This is a genomic window from Kitasatospora sp. NPDC092286, from assembly GCF_044755565.1.
Classification (GTDB): Bacteria; Actinomycetota; Actinomycetes; order Streptomycetales; family Streptomycetaceae; genus Kitasatospora.
Genome location: NZ_JBIVRD010000054.1, coordinates 19,658 through 38,466, shown reverse-complemented (window position 1 = coordinate 38,466; position 18,809 = coordinate 19,658). Strand labels below are relative to the sequence as shown.

The following is an 18,809-nucleotide window of genomic DNA, read 5'->3' as shown; positions in this document are numbered from 1 at the left end:
GGCCCGGCGGACGGTTCACGCCCTGGCGACACCATGGTGTGAGGCGGATCATCATAGCGACGGTTCCGCCCGGTTGCGCCAGGTCCGGAAGGCCGCAATTCCGGTCACCCCCCGCACCGTTCCGGGGGCTCTCAGACGCGGCCCCGGACGGCCTCGGGCCGGGCCGGAAAGCCGGCCCCCGACGGGCCGGGGAGGGCGGCGGCGAGCACGGTGCCCAGGGCCGCGACGACGGCCAGGGCGAGGACGGCCGGGCCGAGCGCGGTGGTGAGCGGCGCGTGGCCGGCCAGCGTGGTCGCGGCGGCGACCCCGACGGCGGGGCCGATGTTCAGGGCGGTCTGCTGGAGGCCGCCGGCGACTCCGGCATGGGCCGCGGCCGCCTCGCGGACGACGACGGCGGTCGCGGTGACCATCACAGTCCCGAAGCCGGCACCCAGCAGCAGGAAGCAGCCGCCGATCGCGACGGCGCCGGAGGACTCGTCCAGCCCGGACGTCAGCAGCGCGCCCAGGGAGATCAGCGCCATCCCCGGGACGGCGGTGCGCCGCGCTCCCTGACGCTTCATCAGAACCGTGGAGGCGGGGGCGGCGAGCACCATGGCCACGGCGAGCGGCAGCGCCCGGAGGGCGCTCGCCAGCGGGTCGAGGGCGAGCACGTCCTGCAGGAAGTAGGTCCCCAGAAAGAGCGTGCCGGAGATCGCCGACGAGGCCGTCAGCAGGACGCCGAGGGCGGCGGTGACCGTCACCGACCCGAGCACGGCCGGCGGCAGCAACGGGTGGGCGGCGCGCCGTTCGTGCCGGGCGAGGGCGAGACCGAGCACCACGGTGACGAGCAGCCCGAGCCCGGTGGCGGTGGTCCAGCCCCGCTCCGGTATCCCGACCAGCGTGTGGACCAGGCAGACGAGTGTGACCGCGAGCAGTCCGGCGCCCGGCAGGTCGAGCCCGGCGGCGCGGCCGTCCGAGGGCGGCCGCGGCAGCCGTACGGTGAGCGCCGACAGGCCGACCGCGAGGGCCGGAACGACGGTCAGGAGGAAGACGGCGCGCCAGCCCAGTTGGGCGGTCAGCGCGCCGCCGACCAGCGGACCGGCCGCGGCCGCCAGGCCGATCGCACTGGTCCGCAGTGCGATCGGCATCGCGAGCCGGTCGGCCGGGTAGGCCGCGCGGAGCATGCCGAGGGTGGCCGGTTGCAGCAGCGCGCCGGCCGCGCCCTGGGCGACGCGCAGGCCGACGACCCAGCCGATGCCGGGCGCGAGGCCTATCCCGGCCGACGTGGCGGCGAAGCCCAACGCGCCGATGGCGAAAACGCGTTGATGGCCGTAGCGGTCTCCGAGTCGGCCGGCGAAGACCAGCAGGCTCGCCACCGCGATCAGGTAGGCGGTGCTGGTCCACTGCACCGCTCCGAGGGAGGCGTGCAGGTCGCGCTGCATGCTGGGCTGGGCGACGGTGAGTACCGTCCCGTCCAGGGCGACGACCACGGCGCCGGTGATGCTGCCGGTGAGGACGAGGCCCCGGCGGCCGACCCGGTTCACCGGGGCTCCGGGCCGAGGTGGGCGTCCAGGGCGGCCCGCAGCAGCGGCTCGATGTCGTCGGCGCCGGTGGCCGGCCGCAGACTGCCCCAGGTGCGGAGCTGGGCGAGGCCGTGCAGGTTCGCCCAGAGCGCGGTGGCGACGGCCGCCGGCGCCCCGCCGGACGGTGGCCGGACCTCGGCGACCAGGCGGGTGAAGGTCTCGAAGAGCGGCAGGGTGGTCCGCCGTAGGTCCGCACCGCTGCCTTCCAGGAGGTCGTGGCGGAACATCAGCTCGAACATGCCGGGGTCGGCGGCCGCGAAGCCGAGATAGGCGCGGCAGAGCGCGGCGAGCCGGGTGCGCGGGCCGGCCCCGGGGCCCGCCTGGGCGTCGGCGGCGGCCAGGGCGGCGGCCAGTTCACCGAAGCCGTGTCCGGCGATGGCGGCGAGGAGTTCGCGGTGGGTGGGGAAGTGGCGGCGGGGGGCGCCGTGGGAGACCCCGGCCCGGCGGGCGATCTCGCGCAGGGTGAGCGCGTGGACGCCCTCGCCGGCCAGTAGCTCGACCCCGGCCGTCACCAGACGTGCGCGAAGACCCCTGTCCTGATCGTTCATGGACACTGCCTACCAGCGCGCCGTAGACAGTGTCTATCCGCAGGTGCGCACCGGTCGGTGCCGGGGGAGCCGGACGGGGGAGAATCGGCGGTATGGACGAAGGCGGCGAGCCGGCCTGCTGGCTGGACCGGGTGTGCGAGGAGTGCGGGCGGCTGCGCGAGCGGCCCGGGCCCGGCCGGTGCGAGCACTGCGGCGCGGGCGCGGAGCCCCCGACGGGCCGGAAGGATCACAAGAACCCGGACGAGCAGGACGACCAGAAGAGCTGAGGGCGCCTCCTGCGGATCCTGCCGGGTGTGCGACGGGATCCGCAGGAGACGCCCTGGCCTGCTGGGGGGGGTCAGCGCGGCAGGCTGTTGACCTGTTCCTCGTGGGCGAGCTCCGGCTGCTCGGGGATCAGCCCCGGCGGCACGTCCGCGACGGTGGTCGACGCCGGGCGGCCGCGCCGGCGCAGCGCGCCCAGCCGCTCCACGGCGGGCTCGGTGTACCGGGCCGCGAGCGGGCCGGTGACCACCAGGATCAGGACGTACGCGGTGGCGAACGGCCCGAGTTCGGGTTCGATGCCCGCGGTCACGGCCAGCCCGGCGATGACGATCGAGAACTCGCCGCGGGAGACCAGCGCCCCGCCGGCCCGCCAGCGGCCGCGTTCGGCGATTCCGGCGCGGCGGGCGGCCCAGTATCCGGTGGCGACCTTGGTGAGCGCGGTGACCACGGCCAGCAGCAGGGCCGGCAGCAGCACGGGCGGGATGCTGGCGGGGTTGGTGCTGAGCCCGAAGAAGACGAAGAAGACCGCGGCGAAGAGGTCCCGCAGCGGGCTGAGCAGGGTGTGCGCACCCTCGGCGGCCTCGCCGGAGAGGGCGATGCCGACCAGGAAGGCCCCGACCGCGGCCGAGACCTGGAGCTGCTGCGCGATGCCCGCGACCAGCAGGGTGAGCCCAAGGACGACCAGCAGCAGCTTCTCCGGGTCGTCGTGGGAGACGAACTTCGAGATCAGCCGCCCGTAGCGGAGCGCGATGAACAGCACCGCGCCGGCCGTGGCGAGGGCGATGGCCAGGGTGATCGAGCCCGCGAGCAGCCCGGCCCCGGCCAGCAGGGCGGTGAGGATGGGCAGGTAGACGGCCATCGCCAGGTCCTCCAGCACCAGGATGCTGAGGATCACCGGTGTCTCCCGGTTGCCGAGCCGTCCGAGGTCGCCGAGTACCTTGGCGATCACCCCGGACGAGGAGATCCAGGTGACCCCCGCCAGCACCACGGCCGCGACCGGCCCCCAGCCGAGCAGCAGGGCCGCCGCCGCGCCGGGCAGCGCGTTGAGGACGAAGTCCACGGCGCCTGCCGGGTACTGGGCCTTGAGGTTGGTCACCAGATCGGCGGCCGTGTACTCCAGGCCCAGCATCAGCAGAAGCAGGACGACGCCGATCTCCGCGCCGGTGGCGACGAACTCCTCACTGGCGCTGAGCGGCAGCAGCCCGCCCTGTCCGAAGGCCAGTCCGCCGAGCAGGTAGAGCGGGATGGGGGAGAAGCCGTAGCGGCCGGCTATTCGGCCGAGCAGGCCGAGGACCAGGATGACCGAACCGAGTTCGATGAAAACGCTCGCGGTGTGCATCCGATCACTCCCTGCCCAGAATCGCGGCGGCGGCGTCCACGCCCTCGCGGGTACCGATGACGATCAGGATGTCCCCGCCGGCCAGCCGGAAGTCCGGCGCGGGGGAGGGGACGGCATCGGTGCGGCGCAGCACCGCGACGATGGAGGCGCCGGTGGCGGTCCGCATCTGGGTCTCGCCGAGCAGCCGGCCGTTCCAGTGCGAGGTGCCGCTGACCGGGATGCGCTCGGCCACCAGGCCGAGGTCGGTGGTGTGCAGCAGACCCGGGCTGTGGTGGGCCGGGGTCAGGGCGTCCACCAGGGCGGCGGACTCATCGGCGGTCAGCCGGAACGCCTGGGAGCAGGCGTCGGGGTCGTCGGACCGGTAGACGTTGAGGCTCCGTGAGCCGTCCCGGTGCGCGATGACCGACAGGTGCCGCTGTTCTCGGGTCGTCAGGTCGTACTGGACGCCGACACCAGGCAGGGTGGTGGTCCGGACACGGGGGATCGACACGGCGGCTGTCCTCTCGTCAGGGCTTCCAACGGCGTGCGCGACTGCGCCGGAACAGGGGCCGGCCTGGCGGGCGGTGCGGGGGTGACCTGCGCCGCTCCACGTGCGGCACGCGGAAGCGCTACCGCCAATAGTAATGAGTATGTAAAGTCCGCCGGTGGCCGGGGACGTCGACGGCGTGGCGAGCACCCCGGAGAAGGGGCTCGGCGGCCCGGGGATCGGCCGGGATGCGGAGCCCCGGAAGCGCGGGTCCCGAGACATGCGGCACCCCGGTCCGGATCGGGCGTCGGACCGGGGTGCGGGGTCCACGGGGCGGTCGGACCGCTCCGGCGGGCTGTCGGGCCCGCGAATGGCGCGAGGCCGAGGGCTACTGGGGCGGCTGGTCGCGGAACTGGTCCTTGAGCTTCTCCTGGGCGGTGTCCACCTGCCCGCTGTACTTGCCCTGGGTACGCTCGTCGATCATGTCGACGCCCTTGTCGACGCCCTTCTCGGCCTGGCTTTCGTGGCCCTTCAGCATCTGCTTGATCTTCTCGATCATGGACATGCGGTCACACTCCTGGATGAGACGCCCCCTCCCTTCCAGGATCACCGCGCGGCCGGGTGTCCGCATCCGGTCAGCTTGCGCGGCGGGGTTGGCAAGCCGACGCCGGGCATGTCAAATCGGGAGTCCCACGGACTGTCGGAAGGACTCGCCTTGAACGCTTGGACCCGTCGCCTGACCGCCCCGCCCCGCTCCTCGGCCGCTCCGGCCCGCCGTGCCGCGGGCGCCGCGCTCGCGGTGGCGGCCCTGGTGACCCCGCTGCTGCTGGTCGGTGCCGGGAGCGCCGCCGCCGACCCCGACCCGGCGCGGAAGGGGGCGAAGCTGGCGGCGCGGCTGGTCGCGGAGAGCAGTGCCCGTGATGCCTACGACACCCTGAAGGTCCTCCAGCGGATCGCCGACCGCAACGGCGGCACCCGGGTGGCGGGCGCGCGGGGGCACGACGAGTCGGCCCGCTACGTCTACGAGCAGGCCCGCCGGGCCGGGCTGAAGGTGTCGAAGCAGGAGTTCGAGTACACGTTCTTCGAGGCGCTCACGGAGCGGCTGACGGTCCTGTCGCCGCAGAACGAGTCCGTGCCCGTGAAGGCGATGACGTACTCGGCCGGCGGCCCGGCGGCCGGCCTCACCGCCGAGCTGGCGGTCGTCCCGGTGGACGACACCACCGGCTGCGAGGCGGGCGACTACGCTGTCGGCGCGTTCACCGGGAAGATCGCGCTGATCAAGCGCGGCGGCTGCAGCTTCGCGATCAAGCAGGCCGCGGCGGCGGCGGCCGGCGCGGTCGGGGCGATCATCTACAACAACACCGAGGGCGACCTCAACGGGACCCTCACCGACCCGACGGCGGGCCGGGTCCCGACCGGCGGGATCACGCAGGCGGCCGGCCAGGCGCTGGCCGCCGAGGCCGCCGCCGGTCCGGTCACGGTCGGCCTGGACATCCGCACCTTCATGGAGAAGCGCACGACCTGGAACGTGATCGCCGAGACCCGCGGCGGGGACGCGAACAACACCGTCTTCATCGGCTCCCACCTCGACTCGGTGGCCGCCGGACCGGGTATCAACGACAACGGCTCCGGCTCGGCGGGCATTCTGGAGGTCGCCAGGAACCTCGGCACCCGGCCGGTGAAGAACAAGGTCAAGTTCGCCTGGTGGTCCGCCGAGGAGTTCGGCCTCAAGGGCTCCGAGGCCTATGTGACGTCCCTGTCCGAGGCCGAGCAGAAGAAGATCAAGCTCTATCTGAACTTCGACATGATCGCCTCGCCCAACTTCGCCCAGTTCGTCTACGACGGCGACGACTCCGACCACGTCGGCTCCGGCCCCGGCCCCGACGGCTCGGCACAGCTGGAGCGGCACATCACCGACTACCTGGACCGCCGGGGCAAGGCCCACGAGGGCACCGACTTCACCGGCCGCTCCGACTACGGACCGTTCATCGACGCGGGCATCCCGGCCGGCGGCACCGACACCGGCGCCGAGGTGATCAAGTCCGCGGCGCAGGCGGCCCGGTACGGCGGCACCGCCGGAGTGGCGTTCGACAAGTGCTACCACAAGGCCTGCGACAACCTGGGCAACCTGGACCTGGGCGCCTTCGACGTGAACATCGACGTGATCGCCGACTCCGTCGGCACCTACGCCTGGGACCTCTCCTCGCTGCACGCGCCGGTGACGCCGCAGCACACCGACGGCCAGGCCGGCAGCGGCGGCGGCCTGCGCGAGGGCCACACCCACGAGGTGGACGCCTGACGCGCGGCCTCCGCCGGCGGGCCCGCCGCTCCCGGTGCGGCCCGCCGGCGGAGGCGGGCGTCCGGAGGGCCCCGATGGGTGCGCCGGCCGGGCTCCTGACACGATGGCATCCGGATCACGTCACCGTGGCACCTCCGGAGGAGTCAGCACCATGAGCAGCACGCACTACGACGTCGTCGTCCTCGGCGCGGGCCCCGGCGGCTACACCGCCGCCGTCCGGGCCTCTCAGCTGGGCCTGCGCACCGCCGTCATCGAGGCGAAGTACTGGGGCGGGGTCTGTCTGAACGTCGGCTGCATCCCCTCCAAGGCGCTGCTGCGCAACGCCGAGCTGGCGCACATCGTCACCAAGGAGGCCAAGACCTTCGGCATCAAGGTCGAGGGCCAGGTCAGCTTCGACTACGGCGAGGCGTTCCGCCGCAGCCGCTCGGTCGCCGACGGCCGGGTCAAGGGCGTCCACTACCTGATGAAGAAGAACGGCATCACCGAGTACGACGGCCGGGGCACCTTCGTCGACGACCGCACCCTCCAGGTCGCGCTCAGCGGCGGCGGCTTCGAGGTCGTCACCTTCGACCACTGCGTCATCGCGGCCGGCGCCACCACCCGGCTGCTCCCCGGCACCAGCCTCAGCGACCGCGTGGTCACCTACGAGGAGCAGATCCTCGCCGAGGAGCTTCCGGGCAGCATCATCATCGCGGGCGCCGGCGCGATCGGCGTCGAGTTCGCCTACGTGCTGCACAACTACGGGGTGAAGGTCACCATCGTCGAGTTCCTCGACCGGATGGTGCCGCTGGAGGACGTCGAGGTCTCCGCCGAACTCGCCAAGCAGTACCGCAAGCTCGGCATCGAGGTGCTCACCTCCACCCGGGTGGAGTCCATCGACGACAGCGACCCGGCCGCCAGGGTGAAGGTCACCGTGGTCCGCGACGGGCAGCAGCAGGTCCTGGAGGCCGACAAGGTGCTCCAGGCGATCGGCTTCGCACCCCGGGTGCACGGCTACGGCCTGGAGAACACCGGCGTCAAGCTCACCGACCGGGGCGCGATCGCCGTGGACGGGCGCGGCCGGACCAGCGTCGAGCACATCTTCGCGATCGGTGACGTCACCGCCAAGCTGATGCTCGCCCACGCGGCCGAGTCGATGGGTGTGATCGCCGCCGAGACCATCGGCGGGGCGGAGACCATGGAGCTGGACTTCGTGATGATCCCGCGCGCGACCTACTGCCAGCCGCAGATCGCCAGCTTCGGCTACACCGAGGCACAGGCCCGGGAGCTGGGACACGACGTCAAGGTCGCCAAGTTCCCGTTCGCCGCCAACGGCAAGGCGCACGGCCTCGGGCACCCGATCGGATTCGTCAAGGTCATCAGCGACGGCAGGCACGGTGAGCTGCTCGGCGCCCACCTGATCGGGCCCGAGGTCACCGAGCTGCTGCCGGAACTGACCCTGGCGCAGCAGTGGGACCTGACGGTGCACGAGGTCGCCCGCAACGTCCACGCCCACCCGACCCTCGGCGAGGCGGTCAAGGAGGCGATCCACGGGCTGGCCGGTCACATGATCAACATGTGATCCGCCGGGACGGCGAGGGCCGCCACCCGCCTCGGGTGGGCCCCGCCGGCGCGCGGCTGCGTGGTCCCCGCACTGAGCACCGTGGGGTCTTCGGTGTCCCGCCAGATTTCCTGCCTCAGGGGCCGTCGGCCTGCTACCGTGGCGACCATGAAGCGCGCTGTTGTCGTCACGACGACGCCGGAGAGAGTCCCGGCGCGCTGACTGCTGAGCTAGTCCGAAGCCCCGGGGTGAGTGCCCCGGGGCTTCGCCGTACCGGTCCACTCGCCCGCAGAACCGAGTGGAGACCACCGCCATGCACGACCATCGCAAGCTCGGCCGCGAGCTCGAACTCTTCGACACCGACCCGCTGATGGGCTCCGGCCTGCCGTACTGGCTGCCGGCCGGGGCTGCCGTCCGGCACACCCTGGAGGAGTTCATCCGTGAGCGTGAGCGGCGGGCCGGCTACCGGCACGTGTACTCGCCGGTGCTCGGCAAACGCGAGCTGTACGAGATCTCCGGCCACTGGTCGCACTACCGCGAGGACATGTTCCCTCCGATGGACCTGGGCGCCGAGCAGGTCGTGCTGCGGCCCAGCCTCTGTCCGCACCACGCCCTGATCTATCGATCCAGGGCCCGAAGCTACCGGGAACTTCCGCTCAGGATGGCCGAGTTGGGTAGCATGTACCGCTCCGAGCCGTCCGGGGTGCTCGGCGGGCTGACCCGGGTGCGGGCGATCCAGCTCAACGACGGGCACGTCTTCTGCACCCCCGAGCAGGCCGGCGACGAGGCGGTGGCCGCGCTGGAGCTCATCCGCGAGGCGCACCGCGCGCTCGGCATCCGTCCGGTCCGCTATCGCCTCTCGCTGCCCGGAGAGGGCGGCAAGTACGTGGCCGATCCGGCGCTCTGGGAGCGGGCCACCGCGCTGCTGACCGAGGTGCTGGAGCGCTCCGGGGTGCCGTTCGAGGCGGCCGAGGGGGAGGCGGCGTTCTACGGGCCCAAGATCGACATCCAGATCGCCGACGCCGCCGGGCGTGAGTCCACCCTCTCCACCGTGCAGATCGACTTCCACCAGCCGGAGCGCTTCGGCCTGCGTTACATCGGCGCCGACGGCGCCAGGCACCGGCCGGTGATGGTCCACCGCAGTGTCATCGGCAGCGTCGAACGCGTGGTCGCCCACCTCATCGAGCTGTACGGCGGCGCGTTCCCGGCCTGGCTGGCCCCCACTCAGATCGTGCTGCTGCCCGTCTCCGACGACGAGCTGCCACCGGCGGACCGGCTCCGGCAGCGCTGCCTCGACCTGGGCCTGCGGGCCGAGGTCGCCGGGCCCGAGCACGGCAGCCTGGGTGCCCGGATCCGGGCGGCCCGACTGGTGCCCTACCAGGCCGTGGTCGGGGCCAGGGAGGCGGCGGACGACCTGGTCGCCCTGCGGCTGCGCGACGGCCGCCGACTCGACCCGCTGCCCGCCGGCCAGGCCCTGGCCCGGATCGGCGCCCTGGTCGCGGCGGGCAGCTCCGACCTGTGGGACGGCGCCGACCTGTGGGACGGTGCCGTGTAGGCGGCCCTGTGAGGGGGAGCGGTGCGTCGGCCGGGGCGGCCGCCGCACCCGCTGCCCGAGGACGGCCCGGTGCGCGACGTTCCGGTGGGCGCCGAGGCCCGCGCGGTGCGGGACGACGTCCTCGCGCCGCCGGGCGCGCAGAAGCGCCAGGCGCTCCAGGGTTGCCGCTCCGCGTCCACCAGGGGCCGGCCGACGCGGAGCAGCCGCTACCCGAGTGCCGACGGGCGCCTGGCGCCCGCGAACTCGCCTGCCCAGCGGGGGATTTCGAGCACGCCCTCAAGGCGGGCGACCAGCGTCCCGGTGCGCTCGGCGTGGATCATCGCGCCCTCGCCCGCATAGATCCCGACGTGGTGCAGCGGAGCGTCCGGGCGGGAGAAGAAGAGCAGGTCGCCGGGGAGCAGGTCGGCGCGCGCCACGGCGGCGGAGCGGTGGTACTGGGCGACGGTGTAGTGCGCGAGCTCCACCGCGCCGCCGCTGGCCCGGTACCAGCAGTACAGGGAGAGCCCGCTGCAGTCGAAGCCGACCGTGCTCTCGCCGAGGCACTCGCCGTTCAGGCAGCCGTTCTCCTCGTCGCAGAACCCGAGGCCCGCCCCCAGCCGGTCGCCGCCACCCCACGCGTACGGCACCCCGATCTGCGCGGCCGCCACCTCGGCGACCCGCCGGCCGAGCGGGCCCGGCTCGGCGGACGGTTCGGGGGACCGCGCGGTGGTGGCCGGGGCCGCGGCCCCCGCCGGGGCGGCCGCCAGTGCCGGGGCGACGCCCGCCCCCAGGGCCAGCCCCAGCACCCGGCGGCGGCCGACACCTCGACCCGAGGACGACAAGACCATGGCAGACCCCTTGCGCTCCGCTGTCCGACACCCGCTGTCCGACGGAGCACCAGGATTCCGGCCGGGCGGTCCGACCCGCCATCACCCACAGCGGTGAACCGGGAGCACGGGCGCCGGAAGGCGCGGGCCGGGGGCGCGGACCGTCCGCCGGTAAATCGGTTGACGGGTGATCACCACCTGCCAAGCATGGACGGTGAACGCCCTTCGACCTCTGGAGAGCCCGATGAGCAGTGCCGTCCGACTGATTCGCAACCCGCAGCTCACCCAGGCCGTGGACTACGCCTACGGGGCGGCCGTCGACGCGCCGGTCCGGTCGCTCTGGCTCGCCGGCGCCTGCCCGCTGGACACGGAGGGGCGGACGGTCGCGCTGGGCGACTACGAGGGGCAGGCCCACCAGGCGATGCGCAACCTGAGAGCCGTGCTCGAAGGAGAGGGCGCCGCGCTGACCGACCTCGTCCGGACCACCGTCTACGTCGCCTCCTCGGATCAGGCAGACCTGGTGAAGGTGTGGAACGTCTACCGGGAGTACCTGGGCGGGCATGACGTGCCCAGCACCCTGCTCGGCGTGACCGTGCTGGGGTACGACAACCAGCTCGTCGAGGTCGAGGCGGTCGCCGTGCTCCCCTGAGCCGGGAGCGCGGCCGTCGGGCGTACGCTGCTGGGCGCGTTCTCGGCGGGCCCGTCTCCTCCCGGCGGCGTACCGGGGTACCTCTGCCGATCTACCCTCGGCTCCTCACCTGGGGCGACGACCCGAAGGCCGTGCAACGGCCAGGCTGGCGACAAGGCGGACGGGGCGTCCGCCTTGACCAAGGGGAGGGCTTATGAAACGTCGTTTCGCCTGCGGACTGGCCGCAGCGGTCTGTCTGGCACTGGCGGCTCCGGCCGTACCGGCCGTCGCGTTCACGGTGGGCGCCGTGGACACGGTCGGCACGGCCGGCGCCGAGAATGTGGCCGGCACCTTCGGCGGGGGGCAGCGGCAGACCGCGCTGGAAGGGCTGACCCGGGCCGGCGCGACCTCCGCCATCGCGGAGATCCGTGACCGTGCCGGGGTCTGGCGCGGCACCTCGGGGGTGTCGGACCAGGCCACGGGCGCGCCGGTACGCGGGGACGGACGCTTCCGGGCGGGGAGCGTCACCAAGATGTTCGTCGCCACCACCGTGCTCCAGCTCTCGGGAGAGCACCGGCTCGGCCTGGACGACCCGGTGGAGCGCTACCTGCCGGGGCTCATCCCGAACGGTGCGAACATCACCCTCCGTCAGTTGCTCAACCACAGTTCCGGACTCTGGGACCCGACCAACGAGAAGGGCGGGATCTTCCCCGACGAGGCCGATCTCCCCGCGCTCCGGGAGTGGGTCGCCAAGGGCGGGCTGAACCGCACCGTCACCGCGCGCGAGCTGGTGGCCGCGTCGACGGCGCACGCGCCGTACTTCCCGCCGGGGACGCGGCACCACTACTCCAATGTCAACTACACCCTGCTCGGCATGATCATCGAGCGGGTCACCGGGCACGGCTACGCGCAGGAGGTCTCGGCGCGCATCCTGCGGCCGCTCGGGATGACGCGGACCACCTTCCCCGGACTTTCCAGGGGCATCCCGGGGCCGCACGCGCACGGCTACCTCACGCTGGGCGAGTCTCCCGACCCGGCCCAGAACGACGTGGACGTGACCGAACACAACCCGTCCTGGGCCGGTGCCGCGGGGGAGCTGATCTCGACCACCGACGACCTGCTCCGCTTCGAACGCGCCCTGATCGGAGGCAAGCTGCTGAAGCCCTCGCTGATGCGCGAGATGACTTCGATGATCCCGCTCGGGGAGGAGAAGAAGGTCCAGGCGGAGTACGGGCTCGGGCTGGCCCGGGTGCAGCTTTCGTGCGGGGAGATCCTCGGCCACAACGGCGGGATCTTCGGCTACTCCACCGAGCTCTGGGGGACCGCGGACCGGCAGGTCGCGCTCTCCTTCACCCCGCGTGGTGGTGAGGCCGAGCAGACGGCGCAGGCGCAGGCGGACTGGGCCTTCCTGAACGCGGCCTTCTGCGGCAAGCGCTGACGGCGGCCCGGGCGGGTACCACGGCTCCTCGGCCGCGGTACCCGCCCGGGCGGCGGGCGGTGGAGCGCCCGAACGGCGGACTACTCCTGCTTGATCGCGGAGATGTCGAACTCCAGCACCACCTTGTCGCCGACCAGGACGCCACCGCCCTCCAGCGCGGCGTTCCAGGTGATGCCGTAGTCCTTCCGGCTGATCGTGACCGAGCCCTCCAGACCGACCCGGAGGTTGCCGAACGGGTCGCGCGCGTTGCCGGTGTACTCGAAGTCGATGCTGACCGGGCGGGTCGTCTCCTTGATGGTGAGATCGCCGGTGACCACGTAGTCGGTGTCGCTCTTCCGCTCGACCGCCGTCGAAGTGAAGGTGATCGCCGGGAAGTTGGGGGCGTCGAGGAAGTCGTTGGTACGCAGGTGGCCGTCCCGCTGCTCATTGCCGGTGTCGATGCTGTCGGTGGTGATCGACACCCGGCCGGTGGAGCGGCCCGGGTCGCCGCCGTCCAGATGGGCGGTGCCCTCGAAGGTGTGAAAGGACCCGCGGACCTTGGTCACCATGGCGTGGCGCGCCACGAATCCGATCCGGGTGTGCGCGGGGTCCAGTACGTAGTCGCCGGTGAGGTCGGAGAGGGTGGCAGTCATGGTCAGCGGGTCTCCTGGCTGGTGCGGTGGCGGCGGTGCGACGGCGGTGCCGATGCGGGCCGGGTGGCCGGTCGAACGCGGGCCGGGCCGCCTTGGGCCACGCTAGGCGGTTACGTCCGGCCCCGCATGCGGTTGTTCACCCGGACGGCCCAGCTGGGTCCTGGCGGGTGCTGCCGGGCGCGGGCGGGCCGGTGGCGCGGCGACGCCGGTCCGGCCATGCGTCGCCGGACCGGTGGGGTGTCGCGGTGGGGGAGCCGCCCCGGGTGCTACGCGCATAGCACCGACGACCTGCGGATTCTTCGCGCGGAAGATTCCGGCAGTTCCTTGACCCTCGGAGTTCGGCTGTGCCACTCTCTCAGCCAGGTCTGGACCAATGCCCTATGGAGAGGTGTTCGGGGCCGGCCTGATGGGGCAACGGGGAGAGTGTCAGGTTCCATGCACAGAGCCACGGTTGGCGATGCCGAAAACGCTTCCGGCGGGACTGCGTCCGATGGGGGCGCTGCCGGTGGGACTGCCGTCGGCGGGACCGCTTCCGGTGCGGCCCGGGTGGCCGGGCCGCCGGCCGGCCGCACCGTGCACGGTCTGCTGGAGCTCCGCTCGGCGGCACAGCCCGACCGCACGGCGATCAGCACGGACGACGGGCAGCGGCTGACCTTCGCCCAGTGGCAGGACCGCTCGACCGCCGCGGCGACCGCCCTGGTCCGGCGCGGAATCCGGCCCGGTGACCGGGTCGGCCTGCTCTTCGGACTGCGCGACTGGCCCGAATTCGCCGTCCACTACTGCGCGGTGACCAGGGCCGGCGCCGTCGCCGTGCCGGTCTCGGACCGCCAGCCGGCCGAGGCGGTCGCCTATGTGCTGCGCCACTGCGGGGCCGCCGGCCTGATCGCGGGCCCCGCCGCGACCGTACCCGGCGGTTCCTGGTGGGTCGCCGGGCCCGCCGAGCTGGCCGCCGAAGTGCCCGAACCGGCTCTGGAGGACGTGGAGTTGCCGGAGGTCACCGCCGAGCACCTGGCCCAGGTGCTCTACACCTCGGGCACCACCGGGCGCCCCAAGGGTGTCCTCGCCACCCACGGCAACGTCGTCCACGGCACCCGGCCGACGGCCAGGCACCGGCCGCTGGCGCACTCGGAGGAGTTCCTGCACTCCTTCGCGGTCGGCACCAACGCCGGGCAGACCATGCTGATCAACGCGCTCACCGCACACCCGGCCGCCCTGGTCGCCACCCGCTTCACTCCGGGCCGGTTCGCCCGGCTGATCCAACAGCGGTCGGTGGGAAGCGTGTTCGTGGTCCCCGCGATGGCCGCCGAACTGCTCAACGCCGGCGTGCACACCCGCTACGACCTCTCCTCGGTACGACTGCTCGGCTCGACCGCCGCCGCGCTGCCGCCCACCGTGGCCGCCGCGCTGACCCGGGCGTTCCCCAACGCCACCGTGGTCAACTACTACACCTCCACCGAGGCCGCGCCCGCGCAGACCGCGATGATCTACGACCCGGACCGCCCGACCGCACTCGGCCTGGCCGTACACGGCACGGTCATGGTGGCCGGGCCGGACGGCCGACCGCTGCCGCCGGGGGAGACCGGGGACGTCCACCTGCGCTCGCCCGGGGCCCAGCGTGCCTACTACCGTGACACCGAGGCGAGCGCGGCGGTCTTCCGCACCGGTTGGGTCCGGATGGGCGACGTCGGTTTCCTCGACGAGGACGGCTACCTGCACCTGGTGGATCGCGAGTCCGACGTCATCAAGTCCGGTGCGTACAAGGTCTCCACCCTCCAGGTCGAGGCGGCGGCGCTGGAGCACCCGGCGGTCGCCGAGGTGGCCGTCGTCGGGCTGCCGCACCCCGTCCTCGGGATGAGCGTCGGTGCGGCCGTCGTCCCCGTCCCCGGCGCCGGGTTCGAACCGGCCGACCTCCGGGCCTTCCTCGCCGACCGGCTCGCCGGGCACGAGATCCCCGTCCGGATCACCACCCTGGACACGCTGCCGCGCAATGAGGGCGGTAAGCCGCTCAAGCGCGCCGTGCGCGAACTGCTGGCCGCCCCGGCCTGACCGGGACCGCCGCTCCGTCAGGGCCCCGCCTTCGTACCTCCACCTTCACGGCCCACCCGCCGTCCTCGGCGTCACCCGGCGCGTCGGCGTACCCGCCGTCCGACCGGAGCGCCCCTGCGCGTCTCCCCCTCCCCTGGCACCTCCCGACTCCGAAGCGAGCTGTCGATGCCCGACCGCACCCCCGAACCGTCCCCCGTCACCCCCACCGCCGTCGGCCTTTCGCGGCAGGGCGTCTGGCTGACCGAGCGCCTCGGCGCCGCGCGCACCGGCTTCCACCTGTCGCGGCGGATCACCTTCGAGCGGGTGGACACCGCCGCCCGGATCCGTACGTCCCACGGCGTGGACGTCGAGTTCGACGTCTTCTTCGACACCCCCCATGCGACCGGCCTCGCCGAGGCCGTGAAGGAGCAGCTGTGACCGACCGTGTGAGCACCGTTCAGGCCGAGGGCCTGCTGACCATCCTGGCCGGCTTCGTCGCCGAGGCCTCCGACGGAGCCGTGACCGCCGCCGAGCTGACGGCCGCGGCAGACACCCCGTTCGTCGCGCTGGGCATTGGTTCGCTCGCCCAACTCCGCCTGGTGGACGCGGTGGAGGAGCGGTTCGAGGTCTTCCTCGACCTCGACGGCGGCGGCGACTTCCTGCGCAGCCTCGGCGCGCTCGCCGAGCACCTGGCGGTCGGGCACGGTGTGGCCGGCCCGGGAGGGAGCTGACGGCACCTCGGCAGGTGCCGCGCGGTGTCCGGCGGTTTCCCGCAGGCGTGACTCAGGGGGAACCCGGGTCCCCGCCCGATACGTCGGCGGCGTTCGCGGCGACGGCGAGCACCCCGGTCCGCTGCGAACGCCCGCCAGGGCCGATGGGTTGGGTCAGCGCGCGGCCCGGGTGACGCGTTCCTCCACCGCTCGGAGGAAGGGCTCGACCTCGGCTGCGGGGAAGTACCGGGTGTCCACCAGCAGGGTGGCGAGCGCCTCGCCGTCGCGGTGCGCCAGGCCGAAGAAGAACTTGCAGTCCTGCCGGGCCCATCGCGACCGCCACCCGAAGCGCCCGGCCGGGAGACCGTCCGGATCCCCCTGCTCCGGTGCGCCGCCGCCCGGCGGGCGGTCCGGTTCGCGGTGGTCGTTGAAGAGCGCGTTGAGGTCCAGTTCGGTGCCGCGTCGCTTCCCCTCCTCCGCCACCGCCGCCGCCAGCGCGCCGGGGTCGTAGTGGCCGTGCCGGAAGGTCTGCATCTGGGACCGCCAGGCCCGCTGGGCCAGTTCGTCGAAGTCGCCGGAAGTCCCCAGGACGACAAGGCCGTTCTGGGCGAAGGCGCCGACCGCCGTCCGCTGGGCCTCACTCACCCGGTTGCCCATGATGACCTTCAGCGGGACGGCGTCGGCACCCGTGCGCTCGCCCAACTCCACCCCGACGGCGGCCAGGACGACCGCGCTCGCCGACGTTCCGGTGCGGACCGCCGCCACCCGGCTCGCCGAGTCCAGCCGGGGGCAGACGAGTTCGCCCTCCCACCAGCGCTCCGCCTCCCCGGGGCCGGCCTCCTCGGGCCACAGGGAGGCCGGAATCCCGGCGAGTTGTCGGGTCCAGAGGCCGATCGCGGCGTTGCTGCGGGCGGCCGCCTGCGGGCCGGCCTCGTACGCGGCCTGTTCCCTCGGCCGGCGGCCCGGTGGTGGCGGCGGCAGGGTGCCCGGGCGCCGCCGCGCCTGGACGAGCAGCCGGCGCAGGTCGTCCCGCACCACCTGCGCTCCGGTGCCGTCGGCGGCGATGTGCGCCACGGTCAGCACCGCTCCCGCCACCAGGCCGTCCACCAGCACCGCACTGACCCGCAACGGCAGCCCGTCCCCGAGCAGTTCGAAACGGACCGCCCTGTCCTGCGCGGCGACGCGCCCCAGGGCGGTGGCCACCGGCTCGCCGGCCGGGGCCGGAACCAGCCGGACGGGCAGCATGCCCCGCCCGTGCAGCCGTTGCTCCAGCGAGCCGTCGGGTGCCAGGCGGTACAGGGTGCGCAGGGACTCGTGCCGCTCCAGCAGCGCCCGCAGCGACGCCCCGAACGCCTCCGGTTCGACGGGATGGCGCAGTTCCAGCGGCAGCGCGATGTTGAAGTAGTGGTCGTCGGGCGCGTACCAGGAGATCGGTGCCCAGATCGTCCGCTGCCCCCAGGTCGCCGGTCCGGCCTCCTCCGCCAGCCCCTCGAAGCGGACCTCCAGCCGCCCGCCCTTTTGCAGCCCGTCGTCGTGCATCGGCATCGGGACGTCCCCCGCCTTCCGGTGGTACAGACCATCATGTGGCACCGGATCCTAGGGCGTTCCATCGTGCCCGGGCTACCGCCTGCCCACCGTGCGGACCAGCGGCAGGGCGGCCGCGACCAGCACCGCGCTGACCCAGAGCGGCGAGCGGTAGCCGAGGCCCGCGTCGATGGCGGTGCCGCCGAGGAGCGGGCCGGCCGTCGCCCCGGCATTGAACGCGGCGGTGGCGAAGGCGCCCGCGAGCGTCGGGGCGTCCGGTGCCGCGTAGAGGACCTCCGCGACCAGCGTGGCGCCGACGGCGAAGGAGAACGAGCCCAGGAGCAGGACCAGTCCGAGGGCGGCGACCGGCTCGTCGGCGGTCATCGCGAAGGCCGACCAGGCGGTGAGCAGAACCGCCCCGCCCGCCGGCAGCAGGAGGCCGGGCCGGGTGTCGGCCAGGCGGCCGGCCGTGGTGACGCCGGCGAAGGCACCCAGCCCGAAGAGCGCCAGCACCGCCGGGACCCATCCGGGCGTGATGGCGGTGACGGTCGTGACGAGGGGCGCGAGGTAGGTGAAACCGCAGAACGTGGCGCCGTTCACCAGGGCGGCGAGCAGCAGGATGCGGACCAGCCGAGGCCGGCGCAGGGCGCGCAGTTCATCGCGAGGGGAGGGAGCCTTCGGCTGCTCGGCCGCGGTGTCGGCCGTCGGGCGGGGCAGTGACCTCAGGACGGCGATCAGGGCCGGTGCCGTCACCACCGCCACCGCCCAGAAGGCGGCGCGCCACCCCCACACCTGTCCGAGCAGGGCGCCCGCCGGCACACCTACGACGCAGGCCATGGTGGTGCCGCCCAGCAGCACGGCGGTGGCGCGCCCCTTGGCGTTCGGCGCGACCAGCCCGACGGCCGTGCTGAGGGCCACGGCGAGGAAGCCGGCGTTACCGAGCGCGGCGACCACCCGGCAGGCGAGCAGCACCGGGTAGCTGCTGGTGGTCGCACCGATCACATGAACGAGCAGGAAGGCCCCGAGAAAGGTCGCCAGCGCGCGCCGCTGCGACCAGCGGCTCCCGACCGCCGCCATCAGCGGCGCCCCCACGACCATCCCGGCGGCGAACGCCGAACTCAGCGCTCCGGCGGCCGGGACGGACACCTGGAGGTCGTCGGCGAGGTCCGGCACGAGACCGGACAGCATGAACTCGGAAGTCCCCTGGGCGAAGACCGCCAGGGCGAGCAGATAGAGAACGAAGGGCACAGCAAACCCCGCAACCATGTCGAAAAACCCCGGCAGCGGATCCGGGCAACGGCCGGATCCGCCGGTGAACGCGCTCGCGGTACCACCAGGGGCCGCGCGTGCGGCGGCCGGTGGTGGTCAGCGTCTTGACGCCTCAGGGCTTGACATGGGGCAGAGGGTAGCAACGGTGGGCTCGCGGTCGCCAGGAAGTTCGGGTGCCCCGCGGATCGGCCCGGCCGCAAGCCGGAC

At 73.4% G+C, this 18,809-nt stretch carries 18 protein-coding genes; 9 read left to right on the top strand and 9 right to left on the bottom strand.

Annotated elements, in window-relative coordinates; genetic code table 11:
• Positions 1-131 precede the first annotated feature (131 nt).
• Both ACIQIB_RS35605 and ACIQIB_RS35600 read right to left on the bottom strand, forming a co-directional pair.
• Positions 132-1,523, bottom strand: coding sequence for an MFS transporter (locus ACIQIB_RS35605; RefSeq protein ID WP_400763110.1), 1,392 nt, complete (start codon positions 1,521-1,523; stop codon positions 132-134).
• On the bottom strand, positions 1,520-2,110 hold the full coding sequence (locus ACIQIB_RS35600) for a TetR/AcrR family transcriptional regulator (protein WP_400763108.1): 591 nt from the start codon (positions 2,108-2,110) through the stop codon (positions 1,520-1,522). Before ACIQIB_RS35600 ends, ACIQIB_RS35605 begins: the two co-directional genes overlap by 4 nt.
• Before the next feature lie 92 nt (positions 2,111-2,202).
• Here ACIQIB_RS35600 and ACIQIB_RS35595 point away from each other — a divergent pair, with 92 nt between their 5' ends.
• Positions 2,203-2,376 (top strand): hypothetical protein, encoded by a 174-nt coding sequence (locus ACIQIB_RS35595; RefSeq protein WP_400763106.1) that lies wholly within the window; start codon positions 2,203-2,205, stop codon positions 2,374-2,376.
• A gap of 71 nt (positions 2,377-2,447) precedes the next feature.
• Here the strand turns inward: ACIQIB_RS35595 and ACIQIB_RS35590 are convergent, their stop codons facing one another.
• The 3 genes from ACIQIB_RS35590 to ACIQIB_RS35580 all read right to left on the bottom strand — a co-directional run bounded on the left by ACIQIB_RS35590 (position 2,448) and on the right by ACIQIB_RS35580 (position 4,741).
• Positions 2,448-3,710 carry a cation:proton antiporter gene (locus ACIQIB_RS35590; RefSeq protein WP_400763104.1) on the bottom strand — a complete coding sequence of 421 codons (1,263 nt, stop codon included), beginning with the start codon at positions 3,708-3,710 and terminating at the stop codon, positions 2,448-2,450.
• Positions 3,711-3,714: 4 nt separating this feature from the next.
• On the bottom strand, positions 3,715-4,200 hold the full coding sequence (locus tag ACIQIB_RS35585) for a TrkA C-terminal domain-containing protein (RefSeq protein WP_363612295.1): 486 nt from the start codon (positions 4,198-4,200) through the stop codon (positions 3,715-3,717).
• Positions 4,201-4,564: 364 nt separating this feature from the next.
• On the bottom strand, positions 4,565-4,741 hold the full coding sequence (locus ACIQIB_RS35580; RefSeq protein ID WP_400763102.1) for an antitoxin: 177 nt from the start codon (positions 4,739-4,741) through the stop codon (positions 4,565-4,567).
• Positions 4,742-4,912: 171 nt separating this feature from the next.
• Between ACIQIB_RS35580 and ACIQIB_RS35575 the strand changes: the two genes are divergently transcribed.
• The 3 genes from ACIQIB_RS35575 (at position 4,913) to thrS (ending at position 9,570) form a co-directional block, all read left to right on the top strand.
• Positions 4,913-6,475: a M28 family metallopeptidase gene (locus tag ACIQIB_RS35575; protein ID WP_400653055.1), complete on the top strand. Its 1,563-nt coding sequence runs from the start codon at positions 4,913-4,915 to the stop codon at positions 6,473-6,475.
• A 151-nt stretch (positions 6,476-6,626) separates the two neighbouring features.
• Positions 6,627-8,036, top strand: a complete 1,410-nt coding sequence (gene lpdA, locus ACIQIB_RS35570) for a dihydrolipoyl dehydrogenase (RefSeq protein WP_363612291.1) — start codon at positions 6,627-6,629, stop codon at positions 8,034-8,036.
• Between the two features lie 277 nt (positions 8,037-8,313).
• Entirely contained in the window at positions 8,314-9,570 is a 1,257-nt protein-coding gene (gene thrS / locus ACIQIB_RS35565) for a threonine--tRNA ligase (RefSeq protein ID WP_400652988.1), read from the top strand.
• Between the two features lie 206 nt (positions 9,571-9,776).
• Here the strand turns inward: thrS and ACIQIB_RS35560 are convergent, their stop codons facing one another.
• Entirely contained in the window at positions 9,777-10,397 is a 621-nt protein-coding gene (locus ACIQIB_RS35560; RefSeq protein ID WP_400763100.1) for a C40 family peptidase, read from the bottom strand.
• Between the two features lie 223 nt (positions 10,398-10,620).
• Here ACIQIB_RS35560 and ACIQIB_RS35555 point away from each other — a divergent pair, with 223 nt between their 5' ends.
• The gene (locus ACIQIB_RS35555) at positions 10,621-11,025 is read left to right on the top strand and encodes a RidA family protein (protein ID WP_400652992.1); all 405 of its coding nucleotides are present in this window, start codon (positions 10,621-10,623) and stop codon (positions 11,023-11,025) included.
• Positions 11,026-11,218: 193 nt separating this feature from the next.
• Positions 11,219-12,442, top strand: a complete 1,224-nt coding sequence (locus ACIQIB_RS35550; RefSeq protein ID WP_400763098.1) for a serine hydrolase domain-containing protein — start codon at positions 11,219-11,221, stop codon at positions 12,440-12,442.
• A gap of 80 nt (positions 12,443-12,522) precedes the next feature.
• On the opposite strand, the gene ACIQIB_RS35545 is transcribed toward ACIQIB_RS35550, so the two are convergent.
• Complete coding sequence (locus ACIQIB_RS35545) at positions 12,523-13,074, bottom strand: YceI family protein (protein WP_363612281.1); 552 nt, start codon at positions 13,072-13,074, stop codon at positions 12,523-12,525.
• 546 nt (positions 13,075-13,620) lie between these two features.
• Here ACIQIB_RS35545 and ACIQIB_RS35540 point away from each other — a divergent pair.
• The 3 genes from ACIQIB_RS35540 to ACIQIB_RS35530 all read left to right on the top strand — a co-directional run bounded on the left by ACIQIB_RS35540 (position 13,621) and on the right by ACIQIB_RS35530 (position 15,830).
• Entirely contained in the window at positions 13,621-15,120 is a 1,500-nt protein-coding gene (locus tag ACIQIB_RS35540) for a class I adenylate-forming enzyme family protein (RefSeq protein ID WP_363612279.1), read from the top strand.
• Between the two features lie 165 nt (positions 15,121-15,285).
• Entirely contained in the window at positions 15,286-15,537 is a 252-nt protein-coding gene (locus ACIQIB_RS35535) for a hypothetical protein (RefSeq protein ID WP_400763096.1), read from the top strand.
• The gene (locus ACIQIB_RS35530) at positions 15,534-15,830 is read left to right on the top strand and encodes a phosphopantetheine-binding protein (protein ID WP_400652997.1); all 297 of its coding nucleotides are present in this window, start codon (positions 15,534-15,536) and stop codon (positions 15,828-15,830) included. The genes ACIQIB_RS35535 and ACIQIB_RS35530 overlap by 4 nt, the downstream gene beginning before the upstream one ends.
• Before the next feature lie 153 nt (positions 15,831-15,983).
• On the opposite strand, the gene ACIQIB_RS35525 is transcribed toward ACIQIB_RS35530, so the two are convergent.
• Both ACIQIB_RS35525 and ACIQIB_RS35520 read right to left on the bottom strand, forming a co-directional pair.
• Positions 15,984-17,354, bottom strand: coding sequence for a condensation domain-containing protein (locus ACIQIB_RS35525; protein ID WP_363612273.1), 1,371 nt, complete (start codon positions 17,352-17,354; stop codon positions 15,984-15,986).
• Between the two features lie 75 nt (positions 17,355-17,429).
• A complete protein-coding gene (locus ACIQIB_RS35520) occupies positions 17,430-18,581 on the bottom strand; it encodes a Cmx/CmrA family chloramphenicol efflux MFS transporter (protein ID WP_400763094.1) in 1,152 nt (383 codons plus the stop codon).
• Positions 18,582-18,809: the final 228 nt, after the last annotated feature.

Coding starts and splice junctions, on each gene's coding strand:
- ACIQIB_RS35550 (WP_400763098.1), top strand. CDS start 11,219: ATGAAACGTCGTTTCGCCTGCGGACTGGCCGCAGCGGTCTGTCTGGCA.
- ACIQIB_RS35560 (WP_400763100.1), bottom strand. CDS start 10,397: ATGGTCTTGTCGTCCTCGGGTCGAGGTGTCGGCCGCCGCCGGGTGCTG.
- ACIQIB_RS35590 (WP_400763104.1), bottom strand. CDS start 3,710: ATGCACACCGCGAGCGTTTTCATCGAACTCGGTTCGGTCATCCTGGTC.
- ACIQIB_RS35535 (WP_400763096.1), top strand. CDS start 15,286: ATGCCCGACCGCACCCCCGAACCGTCCCCCGTCACCCCCACCGCCGTC.
- ACIQIB_RS35595 (WP_400763106.1), top strand. CDS start 2,203: ATGGACGAAGGCGGCGAGCCGGCCTGCTGGCTGGACCGGGTGTGCGAG.
- ACIQIB_RS35555 (WP_400652992.1), top strand. CDS start 10,621: ATGAGCAGTGCCGTCCGACTGATTCGCAACCCGCAGCTCACCCAGGCC.
- ACIQIB_RS35525 (WP_363612273.1), bottom strand. CDS start 17,354: ATGCCGATGCACGACGACGGGCTGCAAAAGGGCGGGCGGCTGGAGGTC.
- ACIQIB_RS35545 (WP_363612281.1), bottom strand. CDS start 13,074: ATGACTGCCACCCTCTCCGACCTCACCGGCGACTACGTACTGGACCCC.
- ACIQIB_RS35580 (WP_400763102.1), bottom strand. CDS start 4,741: ATGTCCATGATCGAGAAGATCAAGCAGATGCTGAAGGGCCACGAAAGC.
- ACIQIB_RS35600 (WP_400763108.1), bottom strand. CDS start 2,110: ATGAACGATCAGGACAGGGGTCTTCGCGCACGTCTGGTGACGGCCGGG.
- lpdA (WP_363612291.1), top strand. CDS start 6,627: ATGAGCAGCACGCACTACGACGTCGTCGTCCTCGGCGCGGGCCCCGGC.